The sequence below is a fragment of the Micromonospora globbae genome, from assembly GCF_036184225.1.
Taxonomy (GTDB): Bacteria; Actinomycetota; Actinomycetes; order Mycobacteriales; family Micromonosporaceae; genus Micromonospora; species Micromonospora globbae.
On sequence record NZ_CP108084.1, the window covers coordinates 6,077,261 to 6,097,429 of the forward strand.

The 20,169-nt window shown below is 74.1% G+C and carries 24 protein-coding genes; 14 read left to right on the plus strand and 10 right to left on the minus strand.

Features of this window, described 5'->3' with window-relative positions:
- Positions 1 to 152: 152 nt before the first annotated feature.
- The gene (locus tag OG994_RS27715) at positions 153 to 1,007 is read left to right on the plus strand and encodes a hypothetical protein (RefSeq protein WP_328851473.1); all 855 of its coding nucleotides are present in this window, start codon (positions 153 to 155) and stop codon (positions 1,005 to 1,007) included.
- 196 nt (positions 1,008 to 1,203) lie between these two features.
- Here the strand turns inward: OG994_RS27715 and OG994_RS27720 are convergent, their stop codons facing one another.
- The 3 genes from OG994_RS27720 to OG994_RS27730 all read right to left on the minus strand — a co-directional run bounded on the left by OG994_RS27720 (position 1,204) and on the right by OG994_RS27730 (position 4,074).
- Positions 1,204 to 3,261: an amylo-alpha-1,6-glucosidase gene (locus OG994_RS27720; protein WP_328851474.1), complete on the minus strand. Its 2,058-nt coding sequence runs from the start codon at positions 3,259 to 3,261 to the stop codon at positions 1,204 to 1,206.
- Complete coding sequence (locus OG994_RS27725) at positions 3,258 to 3,638, minus strand: SCP2 sterol-binding domain-containing protein (RefSeq protein WP_120329643.1); 381 nt, start codon at positions 3,636 to 3,638, stop codon at positions 3,258 to 3,260. The genes OG994_RS27720 and OG994_RS27725 overlap by 4 nt, the downstream gene beginning before the upstream one ends.
- 61 nt (positions 3,639 to 3,699) lie before the next feature.
- Positions 3,700 to 4,074: a DsrE family protein gene (locus OG994_RS27730; protein ID WP_120329644.1), complete on the minus strand. Its 375-nt coding sequence runs from the start codon at positions 4,072 to 4,074 to the stop codon at positions 3,700 to 3,702.
- Positions 4,075 to 4,086: 12 nt separating this feature from the next.
- On the opposite strand from OG994_RS27730, the gene mtfM reads away from it, so the two are divergent.
- Positions 4,087 to 4,191, plus strand: coding sequence for a small membrane protein MtfM (gene mtfM / locus OG994_RS27735; RefSeq protein WP_275670844.1), 105 nt, complete (start codon positions 4,087 to 4,089; stop codon positions 4,189 to 4,191).
- Positions 4,192 to 4,246: 55 nt separating this feature from the next.
- Complete coding sequence (locus tag OG994_RS27740) at positions 4,247 to 4,852, plus strand: FABP family protein (protein ID WP_120329645.1); 606 nt, start codon at positions 4,247 to 4,249, stop codon at positions 4,850 to 4,852.
- Here the strand turns inward: OG994_RS27740 and OG994_RS27745 are convergent.
- The gene (locus tag OG994_RS27745) at positions 4,833 to 5,717 is read right to left on the minus strand and encodes an aminotransferase class IV (RefSeq protein WP_120329646.1); all 885 of its coding nucleotides are present in this window, start codon (positions 5,715 to 5,717) and stop codon (positions 4,833 to 4,835) included. The two genes, OG994_RS27740 and OG994_RS27745, sit on opposite strands and share 20 nt — an antisense overlap.
- A 66-nt stretch (positions 5,718 to 5,783) precedes the next feature.
- Here OG994_RS27745 and OG994_RS27750 point away from each other — a divergent pair, with 66 nt between their 5' ends.
- The 4 genes from OG994_RS27750 (at position 5,784) to OG994_RS27765 (ending at position 9,310) form a co-directional block, all read left to right on the plus strand.
- Positions 5,784 to 6,212, plus strand: coding sequence for a Fur family transcriptional regulator (locus tag OG994_RS27750; RefSeq protein ID WP_120329647.1), 429 nt, complete (start codon positions 5,784 to 5,786; stop codon positions 6,210 to 6,212).
- Complete coding sequence (gene ygfZ, locus OG994_RS27755) at positions 6,209 to 7,321, plus strand: CAF17-like 4Fe-4S cluster assembly/insertion protein YgfZ (protein ID WP_120329648.1); 1,113 nt, start codon at positions 6,209 to 6,211, stop codon at positions 7,319 to 7,321. Before OG994_RS27750 ends, ygfZ begins: the two co-directional genes overlap by 4 nt.
- Positions 7,322 to 7,429: 108 nt before the next feature.
- The gene (locus OG994_RS27760; protein ID WP_120329649.1) at positions 7,430 to 8,257 is read left to right on the plus strand and encodes a BKACE family enzyme; all 828 of its coding nucleotides are present in this window, start codon (positions 7,430 to 7,432) and stop codon (positions 8,255 to 8,257) included.
- 93 nt (positions 8,258 to 8,350) lie between these two features.
- Positions 8,351 to 9,310 (plus strand): asparaginase, encoded by a 960-nt coding sequence (locus OG994_RS27765; protein ID WP_328851475.1) that lies wholly within the window; start codon positions 8,351 to 8,353, stop codon positions 9,308 to 9,310.
- A gap of 21 nt (positions 9,311 to 9,331) precedes the next feature.
- Here OG994_RS27765 and OG994_RS27770 read toward each other — a convergent pair whose 3' ends face one another.
- Positions 9,332 to 10,129 (minus strand): alpha/beta fold hydrolase, encoded by a 798-nt coding sequence (locus OG994_RS27770; RefSeq protein ID WP_328851476.1) that lies wholly within the window; start codon positions 10,127 to 10,129, stop codon positions 9,332 to 9,334.
- A gap of 113 nt (positions 10,130 to 10,242) precedes the next feature.
- Between OG994_RS27770 and OG994_RS27775 the strand changes: the two genes are divergently transcribed.
- From OG994_RS27775 to OG994_RS27800, 6 genes are all read left to right on the plus strand, one after another.
- Positions 10,243 to 10,860, plus strand: coding sequence for a helix-turn-helix domain-containing protein (locus tag OG994_RS27775; protein ID WP_120329652.1), 618 nt, complete (start codon positions 10,243 to 10,245; stop codon positions 10,858 to 10,860).
- Positions 10,857 to 11,621, plus strand: coding sequence for a hypothetical protein (locus OG994_RS27780; protein WP_328851477.1), 765 nt, complete (start codon positions 10,857 to 10,859; stop codon positions 11,619 to 11,621). Before OG994_RS27775 ends, OG994_RS27780 begins: the two co-directional genes overlap by 4 nt.
- A 70-nt stretch (positions 11,622 to 11,691) precedes the next feature.
- Positions 11,692 to 12,006, plus strand: coding sequence for a DUF2516 family protein (locus tag OG994_RS27785; RefSeq protein WP_120329654.1), 315 nt, complete (start codon positions 11,692 to 11,694; stop codon positions 12,004 to 12,006).
- Positions 12,003 to 12,890: an alpha/beta fold hydrolase gene (locus OG994_RS27790; RefSeq protein WP_328851478.1), complete on the plus strand. Its 888-nt coding sequence runs from the start codon at positions 12,003 to 12,005 to the stop codon at positions 12,888 to 12,890. Before OG994_RS27785 ends, OG994_RS27790 begins: the two co-directional genes overlap by 4 nt.
- Positions 12,891 to 12,901: 11 nt before the next feature.
- Positions 12,902 to 13,639 (plus strand): alanyl-tRNA editing protein, encoded by a 738-nt coding sequence (locus tag OG994_RS27795; protein ID WP_120329656.1) that lies wholly within the window; start codon positions 12,902 to 12,904, stop codon positions 13,637 to 13,639.
- 89 nt (positions 13,640 to 13,728) lie between these two features.
- Positions 13,729 to 14,643, plus strand: a complete 915-nt coding sequence (locus tag OG994_RS27800) for an SDR family oxidoreductase (protein ID WP_120329657.1) — start codon at positions 13,729 to 13,731, stop codon at positions 14,641 to 14,643.
- Here the strand turns inward: OG994_RS27800 and OG994_RS27805 are convergent.
- The 5 genes from OG994_RS27805 to OG994_RS27825 are packed head-to-tail and all read right to left on the minus strand — an operon-like array spanning position 14,627 to position 19,222.
- Positions 14,627 to 15,622: a helix-turn-helix transcriptional regulator gene (locus OG994_RS27805; protein ID WP_328851479.1), complete on the minus strand. Its 996-nt coding sequence runs from the start codon at positions 15,620 to 15,622 to the stop codon at positions 14,627 to 14,629. The two genes, OG994_RS27800 and OG994_RS27805, sit on opposite strands and share 17 nt — an antisense overlap.
- 24 nt (positions 15,623 to 15,646) lie before the next feature.
- The gene (locus OG994_RS27810; protein ID WP_328851480.1) at positions 15,647 to 16,291 is read right to left on the minus strand and encodes a response regulator transcription factor; all 645 of its coding nucleotides are present in this window, start codon (positions 16,289 to 16,291) and stop codon (positions 15,647 to 15,649) included.
- The gene (locus tag OG994_RS27815; protein ID WP_328851481.1) at positions 16,288 to 17,556 is read right to left on the minus strand and encodes a sensor histidine kinase; all 1,269 of its coding nucleotides are present in this window, start codon (positions 17,554 to 17,556) and stop codon (positions 16,288 to 16,290) included. Before OG994_RS27815 ends, OG994_RS27810 begins: the two co-directional genes overlap by 4 nt.
- A gap of 11 nt (positions 17,557 to 17,567) precedes the next feature.
- A complete protein-coding gene (locus OG994_RS27820; RefSeq protein WP_120329661.1) occupies positions 17,568 to 18,302 on the minus strand; it encodes an ABC transporter permease in 735 nt (244 codons plus the stop codon).
- Positions 18,303 to 18,313: 11 nt separating this feature from the next.
- On the minus strand, positions 18,314 to 19,222 hold the full coding sequence (locus tag OG994_RS27825) for an ABC transporter ATP-binding protein (protein WP_120329662.1): 909 nt from the start codon (positions 19,220 to 19,222) through the stop codon (positions 18,314 to 18,316).
- A 155-nt stretch (positions 19,223 to 19,377) separates the two neighbouring features.
- Between OG994_RS27825 and OG994_RS27830 the strand changes: the two genes are divergently transcribed.
- Positions 19,378 to 20,169: an EI24 domain-containing protein gene (locus tag OG994_RS27830; RefSeq protein ID WP_120329663.1), complete on the plus strand. Its 792-nt coding sequence runs from the start codon at positions 19,378 to 19,380 to the stop codon at positions 20,167 to 20,169.

A 20,169-nucleotide genomic window follows, 5' to 3' on the forward strand; every position in this document is an offset into this window, starting at 1 on the left:
CCACGCTCTGATCGTCCGGGGCCGCCCGTCCACCCGACGGGCGGCCCCGGCCGCGTCCGGGCTGCGGCGCCGCCATCCGCAGGGTGAGACCGACCGCGGGCGGGCGTGGGTGCGGGTCGGGGCGGTCGGGCCCGGCGTGTCACGATGGCCGGGTGAGCGGTGGTGTGCAGACGGGGTACGTCCCGCAGACCGGTCCCGGCGCGCCCGCACCCACCCGGCGTCCGTGGCTGATCGTCGCGACCGTCGCCTGGGCGCTGCTGCTCGCGCTGCTGGTCTGGATCTCCGTCCGCGACGACCCGCCCACGGTGCGGGAACAGCGCACGATCGCCGAGGCCGGCCCGGTCGTCGACCGGGCGGCGGGTGAGCTGGTCGCGGCCGGCGGCACCGCCCTCCTGGAGCTGACCCCGGCGCGGGTCGAGCGCGGCTGCCGGGTCACCCCGTTCGCCGCCGGCGCGGTCCTGACCCGGCACGTGTGGCTGGCCGCCGCCGGGGGCGGTGAGCGGGATCTGCTGGAGGGCGTCGCCGACCGGCTGCCGGCGGACTGGCGGGCCGGGGTGCGGACGACGACCGACGGGCTGCGGCTGCGCGCCGACGCCGGCGAGTTCGTGACCGTGACGGGGCGGCCCGTCGGCGACGGCCGGGTCCGGCTGACGGTCGACACGGGCTGCCGGCCGGTCGGCGCCGGCTACACGCCCGCCCCCGCGGCGGCCGGCCCGGAGGCGGGCGTACTCGCCGACGCGCTGCGCGCCCTCGACCGCCCCGACGACCCGGCCCCCGAGGTGGTGACCGCCCCCTGTCCCGGTGGCGGCGTCGCCCGGACCGTACGCGCCGCGGTCGACCTCGACCCCGGCGCGCCGGCCGGTGCCCTCGCCCCGCTCGCCGCGGACGGCCCGATCCTCGACGGCCCCGAGGCGTACGCGTACCGCGCCGGCTCGGTCACCGTCCTCGCCGACACGACGGCAGACGATCCCCACCTGGCAGCCACCACCCCCTGCCCCCACCCCTGACCCACTCCGCCCGGTCCCCGTCCCCGGCCCCGCCCGCGGCTCCGTCCCGGCGGTCTCGGCCCGTTGATCATGAGGTTATTGCCCGCCCGCTCGGCGTGTCGTGGCGATAACTCCATGATCAACGGGCCAGGCGGGCAACGGGCAGGCGGGGAACGGGCGCGGGGGACCGGCGCGGGGACGGGTGGGGGCGGGTGGGTCAGGGGTTGGGGCGGCGGGCGTCGGTGGGGGTACGGCTGCGGCCGAGGGCATCCACCCGGCCCCAGCGGCCGGGGATGTCGAGCAGTTCGATGCGGCCCATGCCCTCGGGCACGTACGGGTCGATGATGAGGTGCTCACCCTGCGGTTCGAGGCCGAGCATGACCCGGAGCAGGAGCAGCGGGGTCCCCGTCGACCAGGCCTGCGGGCTGCACGCCGTCGGGTACCGGACCGGGTACTCGGTCAGGCTCCGCTCGTAGCCGGCGAACGCCTCGGGCAGGCGCCCGTCGAAGTAGTGGGAGGCGCTCAGCATCGCGTCGCAGATCCGCCCGGCCTCCTCGCGGTAGCCGTACCGCCAGAGGCCCCAGGCGATGATCGAGTTGTCGAACGGCCAGACCGTGCCCACGTGGTAGCCGATCGGGTTGTACCGCCCCTGGTCGTCGCCGAGCGTACGCACACCCCAACCGGAGAAGAGGCGTGGTCCGAGCAGGTGCTCGACGATCCGCCCGGCCCGGGTCTCGTCCACGATGCCGCTCCAGAGCAGGTGGCCGATGTTCGACGCGAGGGCGTCGACCTGCCGGCCGTCCGCGTCCAGGGCGAGCGCGTAGTACTCCCGGTCGGGGATCCAGAAGTCGTGGTTGAACCGCTGCTTCAGCTCCGCCGCCTCGCGCTCCAGCCGGTCGGCGTACTCCGGGTCGTTCCAGAAGGTACGCGCCAGCCTCGCCCCGCGGATCTTCGCGTCGTACGCGTAGCCCTGGAGTTCGCAGGTGGCCCGGGGGAAGCCGGGCAGGCGGCCGTCGGCGTACGAGATCGAGTCCAGGGAGTCCTTCCAGCACTGGTTGGGCAGCCCGGTCTCCTGGTTGCGGGTCTGGTACCAGATGTAGCCCGTGCCGAGCAGGTCACCGTAGGTGTCGATCCACTTCAGCGCTCCCCGGACCGCCGATTCGAGCATCAGCACCAGTTGGCTGTCGCCGGTCCACCGCTCGTACTCGTCGACGAGGATGACGAACAGCGGCGTCGTGTCGGCCGACCCGTAGTACGGCGAGTGGGGTTGCTCCTCGAAGCCGGCGGTCTCGCCGTACCGCAGCTCGTGCAGGATCTTGCCGGGCTCCTCGTCCCGGAAGTCGTCGAGGCGGTACCCCTGGAGGCCGGCGAGGATCTGGAGGGTCGGCGGGATCAGCTCGGGCAGGAACGGCAGTACCTGGAGGGACGTGAAGATGCTGTCGCGCCCGAACAGGGTCATGAACCAGGGCAGTCCGGCGGCGAGCAGCCGTACGCCGAGGGCGATCGACTCGTACCGCAGCGCCGCGAGGTCGTTGAGGCTGCACCGGTACGCGGTGGCGAGCGGCTCGCAGTCGCAGCCGAGCTTCGGCGCCCGCTCGATCAGTTCGTTCTGCTCGGCCATGATGGTGGCCACGTCCCGGCTGCCCGCGAACGGGAGGGTGGCCCGGATGTCCTCGCCCCGCGCGCCGTACACGACGGTCGCCACGTGCAGCCGGGTGGTCCACTCGCCGTGCCGCCCGATCCGGATGCGGAACGTCATGCCGGCGACGTCGATCTCGCCCGGTTCGCTGGTGGTTATCGCCACCTCCCGGTGGAAGGCCTCCCGCCGGTAGGTCAGGCGCAGCTCGTTGCCGTTCACGCTGGCCGTCGTGCGGCCCTTCTTCTGCCGGGCGTGCTTGATCTCGAAGACGTCGGCGAAGTCGGCGCCGATGTCGAGCCGGAGGGTGAACTCGACGGTGTCGCCCGAGTGGTTCAGCACCGTCAGCTCCTCGTGGAAGCTGCCGCCGATGGCTCGGCTGCGGATCACCGACACCTTGGCGTCGAGGTAGTGGGTCGGTTCGCCGGGGGCGAGGAAGAACCGGGTGCGGTAGGACTCCGCGTCGTCGATGGAGAGGGCGTGCAGCCGTTCCCCGTTGAGGGTGAGCAGCCAGGTGGAGAGGAAGCGGGTGTCGAAGGAGAAGAGGCCCGTGGGGAAGTCGAACGAGGGCTCGATGTCGCCGCGCCGGTCGGACACCAGGAACGTGTTGCCGTCCAGGATGCTGACCAGGTCCGTCACGCCAGCCGTCCGGTCTGACGCCGAGCGGCCTCGCGGGGGTCGCGGGTGCCCGGCGGGTTGGGGAAGAACCGCCGGAAGGCGAGGAACAGCACCACGTTCCCGCTGAAGGTGCTCTCGTTGCGCAGCACGGCGGCGACGCCCTGGGCCTGTCCGGTGACCAGGCGTTCGAACAGTTCCGCGCTGCTGTACCAGATCGCGTCGGCCGGCCCGCGCTCGCGGCCGACCGCGACGGCGCCGGGCCGCATGCGGACCAACCAGTGTTCCGTCAGGCCGCCGGTCGTGAGATCGATCTGGAGGGTGCCGCTCACCAGCCCGCGCAGGACCTCGGGCGCGCGCGCCGGCAGCGATTCGAAGAACCGCTCGATCGCCTGGCTCACAAAAGGATCGTAGGCATCAACCCGACATGTCGGGTCAGTATCGGCGGTCCGTGCGTAACGGTCAGTAGACGAGGGCCTGGGCCCCGTCGGCCATGGCCTCCTCGACGAAGACCGCGGCCCCGGCGATCCGCACGCCCGGCAGCACGTCGTCCGGCCCGATCTCGCGGCGCGCCGCGCACTGGGTGCAGGCGGTGACCGTGCCGGAGGCGAGCACCACGTGCAGCAGCTCGGCCAGGGGGGCCGAGTGCGGAAGCGCGAACTCCTCGGCACGCCCGGGCAGGGCGAACCAGGTGGACTCACCGGTCAGCCAGAGCGACACGGGAACGCCGGCCGCGGCGGCCGTCGCGGCGACCGTGAACGCCTGCGCGCACCGCTCCGGGGCGTCCGCCCCCGCGGTGGCCTTGACGACGAGAGTACGCGCCATGGCGCCCAGCATAGGATGGCCGCGATGGTTACCGAGATCGGGTTCGTCAGCCTGCTGGTCGCCGGCCTGGGCGCGCTCGCCGGTGGCCTGGTGTATCTGGTCGTACGCATCTCGAGAGGAAACTGGTGAGCGCGAGGAGTGAGCTGGGCTCGCGAGCCCCGCAGTCGCGAACGGAGATGCCGCGGTGAGCGCCAATCCGTCGGACGACAACCCGCTGCAGCCGCCTCCGTGGCTGAACGCGCCACCGGTCGACCCGTACCCGTACGAGGAGAGCCACGACCTGCGCGTCGGCCCGAAGCTGCATCCCACGCTGGACGGCCTGCTGCCCTACATCGGGGTGTGGCGCGGCCGCGGCCGGGGCGGCTACCCCACGATCGAGGACTTCGACTTCGCGCAGGAGATCCGGATCAGCCACGACGGCCGGCCCTTCCTGTTCTACGAGTCCCGCGCGTGGATCCTCGACGAGCAGAGCCAGCCGGTCCGTCCCGCCGGCCGCGAGGTCGGCTGGTGGCGGCCGGTGCTCGACGGTGAGCGTGCCACCGACGAGCTGGAGGTGCTCATGATGACGCCGACCGGGGTCATGGAGCTGTACCTGGGGCGCCGTACGGGCACGCAGGTCGAGCTGGTGACCGACGCGGTGGTGCGCACGTCGACGGCCAAGGAGGTCACGGCGGGCCACCGGCTGTTCGGCATCGTCGAGGGCGCCCTGCTCTACGCCCAGGAGATGGCCGCGGTGGGCCAGGGCCTCCACCCGCACCTCTCGGCGCGGCTCATCCGGGTGGGCGGCTGAGGCGACCGCCGTCCTCGGGGGGCACCGGGAAGCCGAGGAGTTCCTGCATCGGGGCGGTGTGCGCGCAGCGCGGGCGGCGCTCGCCGTCGAGTGCCGTGACCTCGACGAGGCCGCGTACGGACGAGGTGAACCACACCCCGTCCGCGTCGCGCAGCCCGGCCGGTGTGACCATCCGTTCGGCGGCGGCCAGGCCCAGCTCGCCGGCGTGGTCGAGCAGCCAGCCGGCGGTGGTGCCGGGGAGGATCCCCGTGCTGGCCGCCGGCACGGTGCAGAGCGTGCCCCCGTCCAGCCACACGAGGTTGGCGGTCGGCCCCTCCAGCGCGTACCCGTCGGACGAGACCCAGAGCACGTCGTCGACCCCGGCCCGGCGCGCCCAGCGCCGGGCCGCGGTGCTCACGGCGTACGACGTCGACTTGATCCCCGCGGGCAGCCAGTCGAGCGCGGCCCGGGCCGTCGCCGCCACCCCGAGGGGCAGGGTCGCCACGGTGATCCCGGTCGCCCGGGCCCGGCGGGACGCCGGTGGGACCTCGGCGAGCGTGGCGTAGACGGTGGGCGGCCCCCCGCTCTCCGGGCCCCGCGTGCAGACCAGCCGTAGCGCGCCCTCGACCTCGGGCGGCCATCCCGCGCGGACCGCGTCGAGCAGCCCGACGAGCACGGCCCGGGGCGGCAGCGGCAGCTCGACGGCGGCGGCCGCCCGGGCCAGCCGGGCGAGGTGCGCGTCCCGCAGCCACGGCCGGCCGTCGCGCAGGTGCATGGTCTCGAAGAGCCCGTCGCCGTGCAGCACGCCCCGGTCGTCGCCCCGGAGCACGGGATCGCCGACGGTGACGGCGCCCCGGCCCAGCACGGCGATCCTCGAGGCCACCATGACCGCCGAGCGTAGCGGCGTACGAGGTGAACCGGGACCGCCGTGACGGCGAACTATGATCGGACGGTGTCCGAATCCTCGCTCGCGGAGATGCTCCGCTCCCGTGGGCTGCGGCTGACGGCGCAGCGGCAGCTCATCCTCCAGGCGGTGCTGGAGTTGGGCCACGCCACGCCCGAGCAGGTGCACACCGCCGTCCGTGAGGTGGCGGCCGGTGTGAACATCACCACCATCTACCGCACCCTCGAGCTGCTGGAGCGGCTCGGCCTCGTGACGCACACCCACCTGTCCCACGGCTCGCCGACGTACCACGCGGCCGGTGAGGACCAGCACGTCCACCTGGTGTGCCGGGAGTGCGGTGGCATCGACGAGATCGATCCGGAGCTGCTCCGCCCCCTCGCCGACCAGTTGGCCGCGCAGCGGGGGTTCCGCGTCGACATCGGGCACGTGTCACTCTTCGGCGTCTGCGGCCGGTGCGAGAACGGGGACCAGGAATGATCGACATCGCGGGTGCGGTGGCCGTCGAGAGCATCGACGAGGCCAGCCGCGACCAGCCCGAGCCGGTGCACGCGGCGGCGGGGGTGCGGGGAGTCGCCGCCCACTACGGCGACCCGATGCGCGAGCAGCGCCTCCTCGACACGGCCGTGGGCCTGGTGGACCGGTCGCACCGGGGCGTCGTGGCCGTGCCCGGCGAGGAACGCGCCGGCTGGTTGCACACCCTCACCTCGCAGCACCTCGCGGACCTGGCGGCCGGCGAGGGGACGGAGCTGCTCGTGCTCTCCCCGCACGGGCACATCGAGCAGCACGCGCTCGTGGCCGAGGACGGCGTGACCACCTGGCTCGACACGGAGCCGGGTGCGACCACCGGGCTGCTGGCGTACCTGGAGAAGATGCGCTTCTTCAGCAAGGTCGAGCCGCGCGACGCGACCGCCGACCACGCCCTGCTCTCGCTGGTCGGCCCGGAGGCGCCGGCCGCCCTGGAGACGCTGGGCGTGACGGGGCTGGCCGCGCCGGACGCCGTCGCGGTGCCGGGTCCGAAGTTCCGGCACGGTGAACTGCCGCCCCGGCCGACCGTCCGGTACGCCGTGAAGCCGCTGCCCGCCGGGGGGTGGGCGCGTCGGGTGCCGCTCGGCGTGGACCTGCTGGTGCCCCGCGAGTCGATGGACCAGGTGGTCGCGGAACTGCGCGGCGCCGGGGTGCCCGTGGCGGGGCTGTGGGCGTACGAGGCGGTCCGGGTGGCCGCCCGCCGGCCGCGCGTGGGGGTGGACACCGACCACCGGACCATCCCCGCCGAGGTGAACCTGATCGGCCCGGCCGTGCACCTGGACAAGGGCTGCTACCGGGGCCAGGAGACGGTGGCCCGGGTGCACAACCTGGGCCGGCCGCCGCGCCGCCTCGTCCTGCTGCACCTCGACGGGGTGACCACCGACCAGCCTCCGGCCGCCGGCACGCCCGTCACCCTCGACGGCCGGGCGGTCGGTTTCGTGGGCACCGCCGTGCACCACCACGAGCTGGGCCAGATCGCCCTGGCGGTGGTCAAGCGGAACGTCCCCGAGGACGCCCGCCTCATGGTCGGCGACATCGCGGCGGCCATCGACCCGGAGTGAGGTTCTGACCGGGGCCCCTCTCGACACGCGGCCCGCGTCCTCGCGCGGCTCACGCACCCGGGTCGCCGCCGATCGACCGTTCCCCGGGGCGGCGTCTAGGATCCGGGCATGACGACAGGGACGTTGATCACGGTTGCCCCCACCGGCGCGGAGTCGGCCAAGGCGGAGGTTCCCGCGCTGCCGGTGACCCTCGACGAGTTGCTGGCCACCGCGAAGGAGTGCGAGGCGCTCGGCGCCGCCGTGATCCACGTCCACATCCGCGACGACGAGGCGAAGCCCACGCTCGACCTCGGGCGGCTGCGGGACACCGTGGCGGCGCTGCGGGAGAGCACCGACCTGATCGTGCAGCTCTCCTCCGGCGGCGCGGTCACCGACCCGGAGGCGGACCGGCTCGCGGTGCTCGACGCCGCGCCCGACATGGCCTCCTGCACCATGGGCACGGTCAACTTCGGTGACGACGTGTTCCTCAACCGGTGGGAGTTCATCGTCGACCTGCACACCCGGATGCAGGAGCGCGGCATCGTGCCCGAGTACGAGATCTTCGACCTCGGCCACCTGACCGCCCTCCAGCGGCTGCTCGGCAAGTACGGCCTGCCCCACGGCGGGCACGTGCACGTCGACTTCGTGATGGGTGTGCCGGGCGGCATGCCGGGCACCACGGAGACCCTGGTCGCCGCGCGGCAGATGCTGCGCGACCTGCCGGAGGGGACCACGTTCTCGGCCACGGGCATCGGGCGCAGCACCATCCCCGTCCTGCTGGCGTCGCTCTCCACGGGCGGGCACCTGCGGGTCGGGATGGAGGACACCGTGACGTACGCCAAGGGCCGCCCGGTGGAGTCCAACATGCAGCTGGTCGCCCGCGCGGTCGGGTTCGCGCAGCTCGCCCAGCGTCCGCCGCTGACCACCGCCGAGGCCCGGCAGCTCCTCGGCATGTAAGGCCGGTCCCGTCCGGCACTCCTGTCACAGATTCGCGGACGACCTGCTCACCCGGCCGTCCGGTCCCGCCGGCGCGTCGGTACCGTCCACCTCGTGGGAAAGACGTACGAGGGCGGCGTGCCGCTCGCCGAGGTGGTCCGGTCGGAGTTCGTGGAGGGGGTGCACCGCGGGTCGGTCGCGGTGCTGGACGCGACGGGGGCGGTCGTGGCCGCCGCGGGCGACGTCGACTCCGCGATCTTCCCCCGGTCGTCCAACAAGCCGATGCAGGCGGTCGGGATGCTCCGCGCCGGCCTGCCGCTGACCGATCCGGCCGACCTGGCGCTGGTGTCGGCCAGTCACGCCGGTGAGGAGTTCCACCTGGCCCGGGTGGGCGCGCTGCTGGCTCGCGCCGGGCTCGACGAGTCGGCGCTGCACTGCCCGCCCGACCTGCCGGTCGGCGAGGAGGCCCGGGCGGCGGTGCTGCGCGCCGGCGGCGGTCCGACCCGGATCCAGATGAACTGCTCCGGCAAGCACAGCGGGATGCTGCTCACCTGCCAGGCCGCCGGCTGGCCGGTGGACGGCTACTGGCGGCCCGAGCACCCGTTGCAGCAGGCGCTGCGGGCGGCCGTCGAGGAGTTCACCGGGGAGGAGGTGGCGGCGGTCGGCGTGGACGGGTGCGGCGCACCGGTGCTCGCCGTCTCGCTCACCGGGCTGGCCGGGGCGTTCCTGCGGCTGGTCTCGGCCGAGGTCGGCTCCCCGGAGCGGACGGTGGTCGACGCCATGCGCGCCCACCCGGAGATCGTCGGCGGCACCCAGGCCGACGACACCCGCCTCATGCGCGGCATCCCGGGCCTGCTGGCGAAGGTCGGCGCCGAGGGCGTCATCGCGGCGGCGCTCCCCGGCGTGGGCGCGGTCGCCCTCAAGATCGACGACGGCGCCGCCCGCGCCCGGATGCCGGTGCTCGTCTCCGCGCTGCGCCGGCTCGGCGTCGACGCTCCGGTGCTCACCGAGTACGCCGAGGTGCCGATCTTCGGCGGCGGCGTACCGGTCGGGGCGGTCCGCCCGGCCTGGTGACCGCGCCCGGCCGGGTGCGGGTCAGGGGAGGAACTCGCGCAGGGCCTCGTTGACCGGTTCGGGTCGCTCCAGGGGTGCGAGGTGTGCGGCGTCGGGCACGTCGGCGAGGCGTACGCCCTGGGGCGCCTCGGCCGCGATCCGGTCGGCCAGCCGGCGGATGTCCGCGACGTCGTGCACGCCGGTGCCGACCAGCACGGGTACGGCCAGTTCGTCGAGGCGGTCGATCGCCGGCGGGTCGAGTTCGCCGACCTCGACGGCGCTGAGCGCCAGTTCGGCGGCGAGCGCCCGCTGGTCCATCTCCTCGGTGAAGCGGATCAGCTCCGGGTCGACGTCCTCGGTGCGGCGGCCCGGGCCCACCACCCAGAACCGCACCTCACCGGCGGCCGTGGCGGCGAAGTCCTCCGGGTCCACGTCGCCGACCAGGTCCTCCCAGAGCTGTTCGGTCTCCTCGGACCACTCGTGGCCGGAGACGGGGGCGCCGAAGAGCGCGAGCGCCGAGACCCGATCGGGGTGGGCCAGCGCGGTGTCCACCGCCACCTTGCCGCCGAACGAGCAGCCGACCAGGGCCGCCCGGGGCACTCCCAGCGCGTCGAGGAAGCCCGCCACGTCGTCGTGGTGGGCGAACGGCGCCGGCGGCAGCTCGGACTCGCCGTAGCCGCGCAGGTCCAGGGCGAGCACCCGGTGTCGGGCGGCGAGCGCGTCGACCTGCCCCCGCCACATCCGCCGGTCGGCGATGCCGGCGTGCAGCAGCACCACGGGGGTGCCGGCGCCGAGGTCGTCGTACGCCAGCACGGCGCCGTTCACTTCGATCTTGGTCATCGGAGGACCGTACGCACCGGGCGGCCCGGCACGCAAGGGTGTGAATGAGACATCGCTAACTCCGGCTAGCACTTTGCTTGCAGTAGCTAGCAGCGGGGGCTACCGTCGGTGGCATGGCCAGTGGCAAGGAGCTACCCGACATCGGCGGGTTCATTCGCGACCTGCGACGCAACGCGAAGATCTCGCTGCGCCAGCTCGCCCAGCAGGCGGGGGTCAGCAACCCGTACCTCAGCCAGATCGAACGCGGCCTGCGCAAGCCGAGCGCCGAGGTGCTCCAGCAGATCGCCAGCGCCCTGCGGGTCTCCACCCCGGCCATGTACCTGCGCGCCGGGCTGCTCGACGACAAGGAGGGCCACGGCGTGCTCGCCGCCATCGCCGTGGACCCCGACCTCACGATGGCGCAGAAGCAGTCCCTGAGCCAGATCTACGAGACCTTCCGCCGCGAGAACGCCCGGCTCGCCGAGGCCACCGCGGCGGCGGACGACGCCCGGACTGCACCGCACCCCGGCGCCGGCCGGCCCGCGACCCCGACGGAGTCGGCGTCGCTGGTCAACCCCACGACCACCGGACCCACCACGTCGGACGGTACGCCCACGGAGGCCGTGCTCGAGTCCGTCGCGGTCACCGAGGCGGGTGCGGCACCGGCCCCCCGGACCACCGACCCCGAGAAGAAGGCCGCCGAGAACGCGGCCCCGAAGGCCGCCGAGTCGGCCGAGGAGGAATCGTCATGACCCAGCCGAAGACCAACCGGATCCCGGCCCCGCTCTACGCCGCCGCCGGCGCCGGCGAACTGGCCCTCCAGGGCCTGCGCAAGCTTCCCGCCGTGGTGAGCGACCTCGGCACCCGGGTCGTCGCCGACCTGGGCGGCAAGGCCGTGGTGACCGGTTTCGAGCTGCGCCAGAAGGCCAACGAGACGCTGCGCAGCGCCAACCAGACCGCCGAGACCCTGCGGGAGAAGGCCGCCGCGGCCGACCTGCACCGGCTGCGCGAGGTGGCCGACCTCGAGAAGCTGCGTGCCGCCGCCGACCTGAACCGGCTGCGCGAGGTGGCCGACCTCGACAAGCTGCGCGAGGTGGCCGACCTCGACAAGCTGCGGGCGGCCGCCACCCGCAACGCCGCCGTCGTGCTGGCCGGCGCGCAGGTCGCGCAGGAGCGCGCGCTGGCCGCGTACGGGGCACTGGTCGCCCGCGGTGAGCGGGTGGTCGGGGCCGGCGTGCTGGAGGCCGCCGACACCGTGAACGCCGACATCGAGGCGACCGAGGCCGCGCAGGTCGAGACGGCGACCGCCACCGGGACGCCGACGCCGGCCGCGCCGGCCGCCACCGAGGTGCCGACCCCGGCCGAGGTCGCCGAGGCCAAGCCGGCCGCGGTGAAGAAGGCCCGCACCACCCGCACCACGAAGGCCACCACCAGCAAGGCCACGAAGGCCGCCGAGACCCCCTCGGCGAAGCTGCCCCGGTCCACCCGGCGGACCCGCCCGTCCGCGGAGTGAGCCGTACGCCGGCGGCCCCGGAAGCATCCTTGTCGGACGTTTCCGGGGCCGCCGGCATAAGCTTGCCGTCATGGCCTACGCCGCGCCGCTCTTCGCCTTCGAAGTCCGCTACGTGATCGAGCTGGTCCTGCTCGTCTTCGCGCTGATCGTCCAGGGCGTCGCGCTGGTGCACGCGATCACCCAGCGGTCCGACGCGTTCAACGCCATCGGCACCCTGCCCAAGGGCGGGTGGATCGCGATCCTGGCGGTCTGCCTGGTGCTCACCCTGCTGCTGTTCGGGCCGATCAGCCTCTTCGGACTCATCGGCATCGCGGCGGCGCTCATCTACCTGCTGGACGTCCGGGTCGGGCTGCGCGACCTGAGCGACGGCCGAGGGTCCTGGTGAGAAGTTTCCGCTGGCCACCACCACCGGACGGCGGTCCGCGGACCTGGGGCCCCGGCCCGGGCGCCCCGCGTACCGGGCGGCCGGCACTGCCCGAGCCGGACACGGAGCTGGTCACGACGCCGCACGGCGTACGCCTGGAGCGGCTCGTCACCGGCACCGGCGACCCGGTCACGGTGTTCGCCCACGGGCTCGGCAACGGCATCGCCACCACCCGGCCCTTCGGCAGCGGCGTCACCGGGCGCAAGGTCTTCTTCCAGTTCCGGGGGCACGGCCGGTCGGACGCCCCGCCCGGCCCGTGGAGCTACGCCGACCTGGCCCGGGACCTGCGGGCCATGGCCGACCTGGGCGGCGCCAGCCGCGCGTTCGGCGCCAGCCTCGGCGCGGGGGCGCTCTGCCGGCTGCTCGCGGAGAGCCCCGACCGTTTCGAGCGGCTCGTCTTCTTCCTCCCCGCCGTGCTCGACCGCCCGCGCGGTGACGCCGCCCGCCAGCGGTTCACCGCGCTGCTGGACGCGGTGGAGAGCGGGGACGCCTCGGCCGTCGCCGACGTGGTGAGCGTCGAGCTGCCGGCCGCCGTGCGGAACACCCCGGCCGGGTGGGCGTACCTGCGCCAGCGCCTCGACCAGCTGCTGCGCGACGGGCTCGCCCCCGGGTTGGCCAGCCTGCCGGACCAGATCGCGCTGGCGGACGTCGGCGCGCTCGCGGCGGTCACCGCGCCGGCGTTGGTGATCGCCTGCGCGGGCGACGACCTGCACCCGGTCGACGTCGCCGAACGGCTGGCGGCCGCGCTCCCGGCGGCCACGCTGCACGTGTACGACCGGCCGGGCGTGCTCTGGACCGAACGCGCCGACCTTCGGACGAGGATCTCCGCCTTCCTCAACGAGTAACCTGCCCTGACATGGGTGTCACACATCACGGCCGGACCCACCGGCTGGACCTCGCCGACCCGTCCCTGCGCGAATGGCAGTGCACCGTGCTGCACGCCGACCCCGAGCAGGGCATCGTCCTCGACCGCTCGGCCTTCTACCCCGGTGGCGGCGGCCAGCCGCCGGATCACGGTGTGCTGCTGTGGCAGGGCGTACAGACCCGGATCGTGGGCACGCGCAAGGGCGACGACCTGTGGCTGATCCCGGCCGAGGGTGACCCGCTGCCGCCGGCCGGCACCACGGTGACCGGCGCCGTCGAGGACGAGCGGCGCACCCGGCTGATGCGGACGCACTCCGGCCTGCACGTGCTCTGCGGTGTGGTCTTCCGCGACTTCGGCGCGCTCGTCACCGGCGGCAACATGGAACCCGGCGAGGCCCGGATGGACTTCAACCTCCCCGAGGTTCCGCCGGACTTCAAGACGCGGATCGAGGAACTCGTCAACGCCGAGGTGGCCGCCGACCGGTCGGTGGCGGTCCGGGTGCTGCCCCGGGCGGAGGCGCTCGCGCTGCCGGACATCATCCGTACCCAGTCCAACCTGATCCCGCCCGACGAGCAGGAGGTGCGGATCGTCGACATCGTGGGGCTGGACGTGCAGGCCGACGGTGGCACCCACGTCGCGTCCACGGCGCAGATCGGCAAGGTGCAGGTGGTCAAGGTGGAGAGCAAGGGCCGCGCGAACCGGCGCGTCCGCATCCGCCTCGTGGACTGACGGGGAGTCGCGCCAGCCGTGGCCGCCCCCACAGGACCGGTCCGGAAATCCGGACAACGGCTGTCGGGTATCGGTGACAGCCTCGGGGCATGACGAAACCGCTGACAGGAAAGATCGCCCTCGTGGCCGGCGCGACCCGTGGCGCGGGCCGACAGATAGCCGTCCAGCTCGGCGCGGCCGGTGCGACCGTCTACGCCACCGGCCGCAGCAGCCGCGCCAGCCGCTCGGAGATGGACCGGCCGGAGACCATCGAGGAGACCGCCGAGCTGGTCACCGCGGCCGGCGGCGAGGGCATCCCCGTCGTGGTCGACCACCTCGTCCCCGAGCAGGTCCGCGACCTCGTCGCGCGCATCGACGCCGAGCAGGGCCGGCTGGACGTGCTGGTCAACGACATCTGGGGTGCCGAGTCGCTGGTCACCTGGAACGAGCCGGTCTGGCGCCAGCCCCTGGAGGCCGGCCTGCGTACGCTGCGGCTGGCCGTCGACACGCACATCATCACCAGCCACTTCGCCCTGCCGCTGCTGACCCGGCGTCCCGGCGGGCTGGTCGTCGAGATCGGCGACGGCACGACGGCGTACAACGACCACAACTACCGGCTGTCGCTCTTCTACGACCTGGCGAAGGTGTCGGTGAACCGGCTCGCGTTCAGCCAGGCGAAGGAGCTGGAGCCGTACGGCTGCACGGCCGTCGCCCTCAGCCCCGGCTGGCTGCGGTCGGAGATCATGCTGGAGATCTTCGGGGTGACCGAGGAGAACTGGCGGGACGCGCTCGACAAGGAGCCGCACTTCGCCATCTCCGAGTCGCCGGCCTACGTCGGCCGGGCGGTCGCGGCCCTGGCCGCCGACGAGGACCGGGGACGCTGGTCGGGGAAGTCGGTCTCCAGCGGGGAGCTCGCGAAGGTGTACGGCTTCACGGACCTCGACGGGAGCCAGCCGGACGCGTGGCGGTACATCGTGGAGGTGCAGGACCGGGGGAAGCCGGCCGACGTCACCGGCTACCGCTGACCGGGTCGGACGAGGCGTAGAGCGCCGCGGTGCGCGCCGCGGCGGACGCCATCAGCTCCCGCAGCTCCGGTGGGTCGAGCACCTCCACCTCGGGGCCCAGCGTGAGCAGTTGGGCGTACGCCACCTCGACGGACTCGACGGGCAGGCGCAGCACCACCCGGCCCTGCGCGTCGGGTCCGTCGGCGGCGGCCACGGCCTCGTCGTACACGAAGGGAGCGTCGACGAGGTGGCGGAGCCGGCGCAGGCCGGCGGCGCTCAGCCGCAGCGTGACCCGGGCCCGGAGCATGCTCCGCAGGAACTCCCCGGCCTGCCCCCGCCAGTACGCGGCCAGGTCGAAGCCGTCGTCCCGGTCGAACGTCTCCTCGCCCACCTCGACGCCGGCGACCCGGTCCACCCGGTACGTCCGGTACCCGTCGCCGACCCGGCCGACCAGGTACCAGGTGCCGCTCTTGAGCACGAGGCCGTACGGGGCCAGCTCCCGCGTCACCTCCCGGTCGCCGCGGCGGTAGCGCATCCGCACAGTCCGGTCCCGCCACCCCGCGCCGGCCAGCTCGGCGAGCCAGGGTGGCGGCCCCGCCTCCCGGAACCAGCCCGGCACGTCCAGGTGGAACCGCTGTCCCGTGCGGGCCGGCGCGTCACGCAGGCTGGGCGGGAGCGCGGCGAGCACCTTCAGCTCGGCGGACGCGACCGCGTCGGCCAGGCCCATGTCGCCGGCCGGCCCGGGCAGCCCGGCGAGGAAGAGCGCCTCCGCCTCGTCCCGGGTCAGCCCGGTCAGCCGGGTCCGGTAGCCGCCCAGGAGGCGGTAACCGCCGGCCCGGCCCCGGTCGGCGTAGACGGGCACGCCCGCCGCGGAGAGCGCCAGCACGTCCCGGTAGATGGTCCGCTCCGAGACCTCCAGCTCGCGGGCCAGCTCGGCGGCCGTCATCGTCTCCCGTGACTGGAGCAGCAGCAACAACGAGATCAACCGGGACGCCCGCACCGGTCCATCCTGCCCCGGAGCCGCTCACCGCCCGCCGGGGGTGAGCAGACCCCGGTCGTACGCGGCGGCCACCGCCGCCGCCCGGTCGTTGACCCCGAGCTTGGCGTACACGTGCAGCAGGTGCGTCTTGACCGTCGCCTCGCTGATGAACAGCCGGACCGCCGCCTCCCGGTTCGTGAAGCCGCGGGCCACGAGGGTGAGCACCTCCAGCTCACGCTGGCTGAGCGGTTCCTCGGCGGGCGTACGCAGCCGCCCCATGAGCCGGCCGGCCACGCTGGGGGAGAGCACGGACTCGCCCCGTGCCGCGGCGCGTACGGCGCGGACAAGCTCGTCGCGCGGCGCGTCCTTGAGCAGGTAGCCGGTCGCGCCCGCCTCGATCGCGGGCAGCACGTCGCCGTCCGTGTCGTACGTGGTGAGCACGAGCACCCGCGCGGTGCTGCCGGAGCGGGCGAGCCGACCGATGGCCGTGACCCCGTCCATGCCCGGCATCCGCAGGTCCATGAGGACGACGTCCGGGTGGAGGTTGGCGGCGAGCGCGAGCGCCTCCGCGCCGTCGCCGGCCTCGCCGACCACCTCGAAGCCCGGATCGCCGGTGAACATGCCCCGCAACCCGTCCCGCACCACCGGGTGGTCGTCGACGATCAGCAGCCGTACGGGGGGTGTGGTCAACCGGCACCTCCGGCAAGCGCGGGCACGGACGCCGAGACGGCGGTGCCACCGCCCGGCTCACTCTCGATGGCCAGTTCACCGCCGACGCCGGCCACCCGCTGCCGCATCGCGGTCAACCCGTACCCGCCGTCGGGGGCCCGGGAGGCCGGCTGGCCGGTGACGTCGAACCCCACCCCGTCGTCGCGCACGTCGAGGGTGACCACGTCCTCCATGTACGACAGCGTCAGCCCGACGCGGGACGCCCGGGCGTGCCGGCCCACGTTGGCCAGCGCCTCCTGGGCGGCCCGGAGCAGGGTCACCTCGACCTCCGGGTGCAGCGGGCGGGCGTCCCCGGTGACGCTCACGTCGGCGCGTACCTCGGTGATCGTCGACCACCGCCCGGCCAGCTCGGCGAGCGCGTCGGGCAGGCGGGCGGACTCCAGCGCCTCGGGGCGGACCGCCCGCACCGAGCGGCGTGCCTCGGTGAGGCTCTCGCGGGCCAGGGCGATGGCGGTGTCCACGTGGCGCTGCCAGTCGGCCCGGCGGTCCCGGGCCTGGCCGGCCGCCTCCAGTTGGGTGATGATGCCGGTGAGGCCCTGCGCCAGCGTGTCGTGGATCTCCCGGGCCATCCGCTGCCGCTCGTCGATGACGCCGGCCTCGCGGGCCTGCGTGAGCAGTTGGGCGTGCAGCCCCTCGTTCTCCCGCATCGTCTCGGCCAGCCGCCGGTTCGCCTCGGCCAGTTCCTCGACGAGCCGCTTCCGGTTGGCGTGCTGCCGGTCGGCGACGGTGCCGAACCAGGTCACCGCGCCGGCCACGCCCAGGTTGAAGGCCAGCAGCACGAACCAGAGCAGCCAGTGCGCCAGGGACGCCGGCGGGCCGCCGCCCTGGGCGGTGGCCGCCAGGACGGCCGAGGCGCCCACCCCGGCGAAGCGCCAGTTGCCGGGCAGCACGAACGCGTGCAGGAAACCGGCCCAGGCGAAGAAGCCGTACCACGGGCTGTCGAGGACCAGCACCGTGCCGAACCCGATGAGACCGACGTAGTAGAAGGTCATCAGTCCGGTCCGCGTGGCCCAACCGGGGTGCAGGGTGACGAACCAGGTGATCCAGCACGCCGCGGCCGCGGCCACGAGCAGGTGCGGGGCCAGCGAGAGGCCCACCGGCGCCGGCGCGGCCGTCGTGAGCAGCGCGCCGACGGCCAGCCCCACGTACGGCACCACCCGGTGGATGCCCACCTGGCGGTCCTCCCAGGTGGCCAGCCGGTCGACCTCCTCGGCGCTGCTCGTCATCGGACCCCCGCTCACTCCCAGCGGAACAGCCTCGCCGCCACCGCGCCCGCCACCACGGCGACCGCCGCCATTATCGCGAGGTGCAGCGGCTGCGGCGCATCGGCGGTCCAGGCGTCGAGCAGCGCCTGCACGCCGGGTGGCGTGTAGCCACCGATCCGGACCAGCAGGTCGGGCAGGAGGAACCGGGGCACGTAGACCCCGCCGAAGAACATGACCACCAGGAACAGCGGCACGGCCAGCGCCTGCGCCGCCTTCGTCGTGGGCGCCACGGCCGCCACCAGCAGCCCCAGCGCGAGCAGGGCCGCGGTGCCGAGGACGAGGGCCAGCGCGAAGCCCAGGAGGTGCCGGGGCAGGGGCACGTCGAAGGCCAGCCGCCCGACCGCGACGAGCAGCACGGCGCTGACCAGGATGGTGGCGAGCGAGATGACCAGTTGGGCGGCGAGCAGCGCGACCGGGCTGGCCGGGGTGGTGGACAACCGACGCAGCACCCCGCGTTCGCGGTAGGTGGCCAGCACCGTCGGCAGGATGTTCACCCCGGTCATGGCGAGCGTGATCACCAGGAGCGAGGGCGCGAAGTACTGGATGAAGGGCAGGTCGCCGAACTGCGCCTCCGGCTGCCGCCCGGCCGGGATCAGCCCGAACACCACCAGCAGCGCGAGCGGCAACGCGACGGTCGTCAGCGGTGCGGCGGGGTCCCGCAGGAAGAGCCTGGTCTCGATCCTGAGGATCTGCCCGAAGGCGTGCATGCCGTTCTCCCTCACTCGGCGGGCCGGTGCCCGGTCAGCTCGACGAAGGCGTCGTCGAGGGTGGACTGCTCCAGCCGCAACTCGGCGGCCACGATCTGGTTGCGGGCGAGCACCGACGTGACGGCGTGCAGCACGTCACCGGTGCCGGTCACCACCACCTGGCTGCCGCTGCGGTGCACGGCGGTCACCTCGGGCAGCTCGGTGAGGAGCCGGTCGTCCAGCGGGGCGGACGGCCGGAAACGGATCCGCTGCTCCGGCGCCACCCGCGACACCAGGCCGGCCGGGCTGTCGAGCGCCACGACCCGGCCACGGTCGATGACGGCGACCCGGTCGCAGAGCCGTTCGGCCTCCTCCATGAAGTGGGTGACCAGCACGATCGTCACCCCGGTGTCCCGTACCTGCTCGATGAGGGCCCAGGTGTCCCGCCGGGCCTGCGGGTCCAGCCCGGTGGTCAGTTCGTCCAGGATGGCGACCTCCGGGTTGCCGACCAGCGCCAGCGCCACGGACAGCCGCTGCTTCTGGCCGCCGGAGAGGTTCTTGTACGCGGTCTTCCGCTTGTCGCCCAGCCCCAGCCTGTCGATCAGTTCGGCCGGGTCGGCCGGCTCGCGGTAGAACGAGGCGTACAGCTCCAGCGCCTCGCCGACCCGCAGCCGGTCGGGCAGCTGGCTCTCCTGGAGCTGCACGCCCACCCGCTCGCGAAGCCGGCGCGGGTCCCGCCGCGGGTCGAGTCCGAGGACCGACACCGCGCCCCCGTCGGGCACCCGCAGCCCGGCGACGCACTCCACCGTGGTGGTCTTGCCGGCGCCGTTCGGGCCGAGGATCCCGAAGATCTCTCCGGCCTCCACCGCGAACGACACGTCGTCCACGGCCACCAGATCGCCGTACCGCTTGTGCAGGTTGGTCACCTCGATGACCCGCATCGCGCCGCCCTCTCGCCGTCCCGGTGGTACCTGTCCAGCCTGGTGGCGACGGGCCGGCGGCGGATCGACCGCGCGGCGACGGGTCGAGGGGGCTCCGGTGGACCTCCGCGATCCACCAACCGGTGGATGTGCGGGCAGCCACTAGGCTTCCCGGCGTGGACGTGACCAGCGTGGCCCGCCCGGTGACCGGAGCCGCCGGCCGCTTCTTCGCGGGCGCCGGGCTGCTTCTGCGGGGCATCGGCCTGTACGTGCGCAGCCCGAAGCTGATGCTGCTCGGCATCGTGCCGGCGCTCATCTCCGGCGCGCTCTTCCTCACCGCGTTCGTCGTCCTGGCATGGTTCGTCGACGACCTGGCGGCGCTGGTCACCCCGTTCGCCGACGACTGGTCGGCGACCTGGCGCACCGTCGTCCGGGTGGTGGCGGGGCTGGCGATCCTGGGCCTCGGCGGGCTGCTCGGCGTGCTCACGTTCACGGCCGTCACCCTGGTGATCGGGGACCCGTTCTACGAGGCGATCTCGGAGCGCGTGGAGGAGCGGCTCGGCGGCACCCCGGGCGCGGTGGACGTCCCGTTCTGGTCGTCGCTGCGCCGCAGCCTCGCCGACTCCGTACGCCTGGTGGCGCTCTCCGCGCTGGTCGGCATCCCGCTCTTCCTCGCCGGCTTCATCCCGGTGGTCGGCCAGATCGTCGTGCCGGTGATCGGCGCGGCGGTGGGCGGATGGTTCCTCGCCGTGGAACTCGTCGGCGCACCCTTCTACCGGCGGGGGATGCGGCTGCCGGAGCGGCGGGAGCTGCTGAAGGCGGACCGGCCCACGGCGCTCGGCTTCGGGGTGGCCGTCTTCCTCTGCTTCCTCGTCCCGCTGGGCGCCGTGCTCGTCATGCCGGCCGCCGTGGCCGGCGCCACCCTGCTGGCCCGGCGCACGCTCGGCCAGTCCATCGAGGAGGGCTGA

What these genes read in the sequence shown, in the direction of transcription:
- OG994_RS27730 (WP_120329644.1), bottom strand. Translation starts at nt 4,074, where the DNA reads ATGCTGGGCGCCATGGCGCGTACTCTCGTCGTCAAGGCCACCGCGGGG.
- mtfM (WP_275670844.1), top strand. Translation starts at nt 4,087, where the DNA reads ATGGTTACCGAGATCGGGTTCGTCAGCCTGCTGGTCGCCGGCCTGGGC.
- OG994_RS27745 (WP_120329646.1), bottom strand. Translation starts at nt 5,717, where the DNA reads ATGGTGGCCTCGAGGATCGCCGTGCTGGGCCGGGGCGCCGTCACCGTC.
- ygfZ (WP_120329648.1), top strand. Translation starts at nt 6,209, where the DNA reads ATGATCGACATCGCGGGTGCGGTGGCCGTCGAGAGCATCGACGAGGCC.
- OG994_RS27760 (WP_120329649.1), top strand. Translation starts at nt 7,430, where the DNA reads ATGACGACAGGGACGTTGATCACGGTTGCCCCCACCGGCGCGGAGTCG.
- OG994_RS27770 (WP_328851476.1), bottom strand. Translation starts at nt 10,129, where the DNA reads ATGACCAAGATCGAAGTGAACGGCGCCGTGCTGGCGTACGACGACCTC.
- OG994_RS27775 (WP_120329652.1), top strand. Translation starts at nt 10,243, where the DNA reads ATGGCCAGTGGCAAGGAGCTACCCGACATCGGCGGGTTCATTCGCGAC.
- OG994_RS27780 (WP_328851477.1), top strand. Translation starts at nt 10,857, where the DNA reads ATGACCCAGCCGAAGACCAACCGGATCCCGGCCCCGCTCTACGCCGCC.
- OG994_RS27785 (WP_120329654.1), top strand. Translation starts at nt 11,692, where the DNA reads ATGGCCTACGCCGCGCCGCTCTTCGCCTTCGAAGTCCGCTACGTGATC.
- OG994_RS27795 (WP_120329656.1), top strand. Translation starts at nt 12,902, where the DNA reads ATGGGTGTCACACATCACGGCCGGACCCACCGGCTGGACCTCGCCGAC.
- OG994_RS27800 (WP_120329657.1), top strand. Translation starts at nt 13,729, where the DNA reads ATGACGAAACCGCTGACAGGAAAGATCGCCCTCGTGGCCGGCGCGACC.
- OG994_RS27815 (WP_328851481.1), bottom strand. Translation starts at nt 17,556, where the DNA reads ATGACGAGCAGCGCCGAGGAGGTCGACCGGCTGGCCACCTGGGAGGAC.
- OG994_RS27820 (WP_120329661.1), bottom strand. Translation starts at nt 18,302, where the DNA reads ATGCACGCCTTCGGGCAGATCCTCAGGATCGAGACCAGGCTCTTCCTG.
- OG994_RS27825 (WP_120329662.1), bottom strand. Translation starts at nt 19,222, where the DNA reads ATGCGGGTCATCGAGGTGACCAACCTGCACAAGCGGTACGGCGATCTG.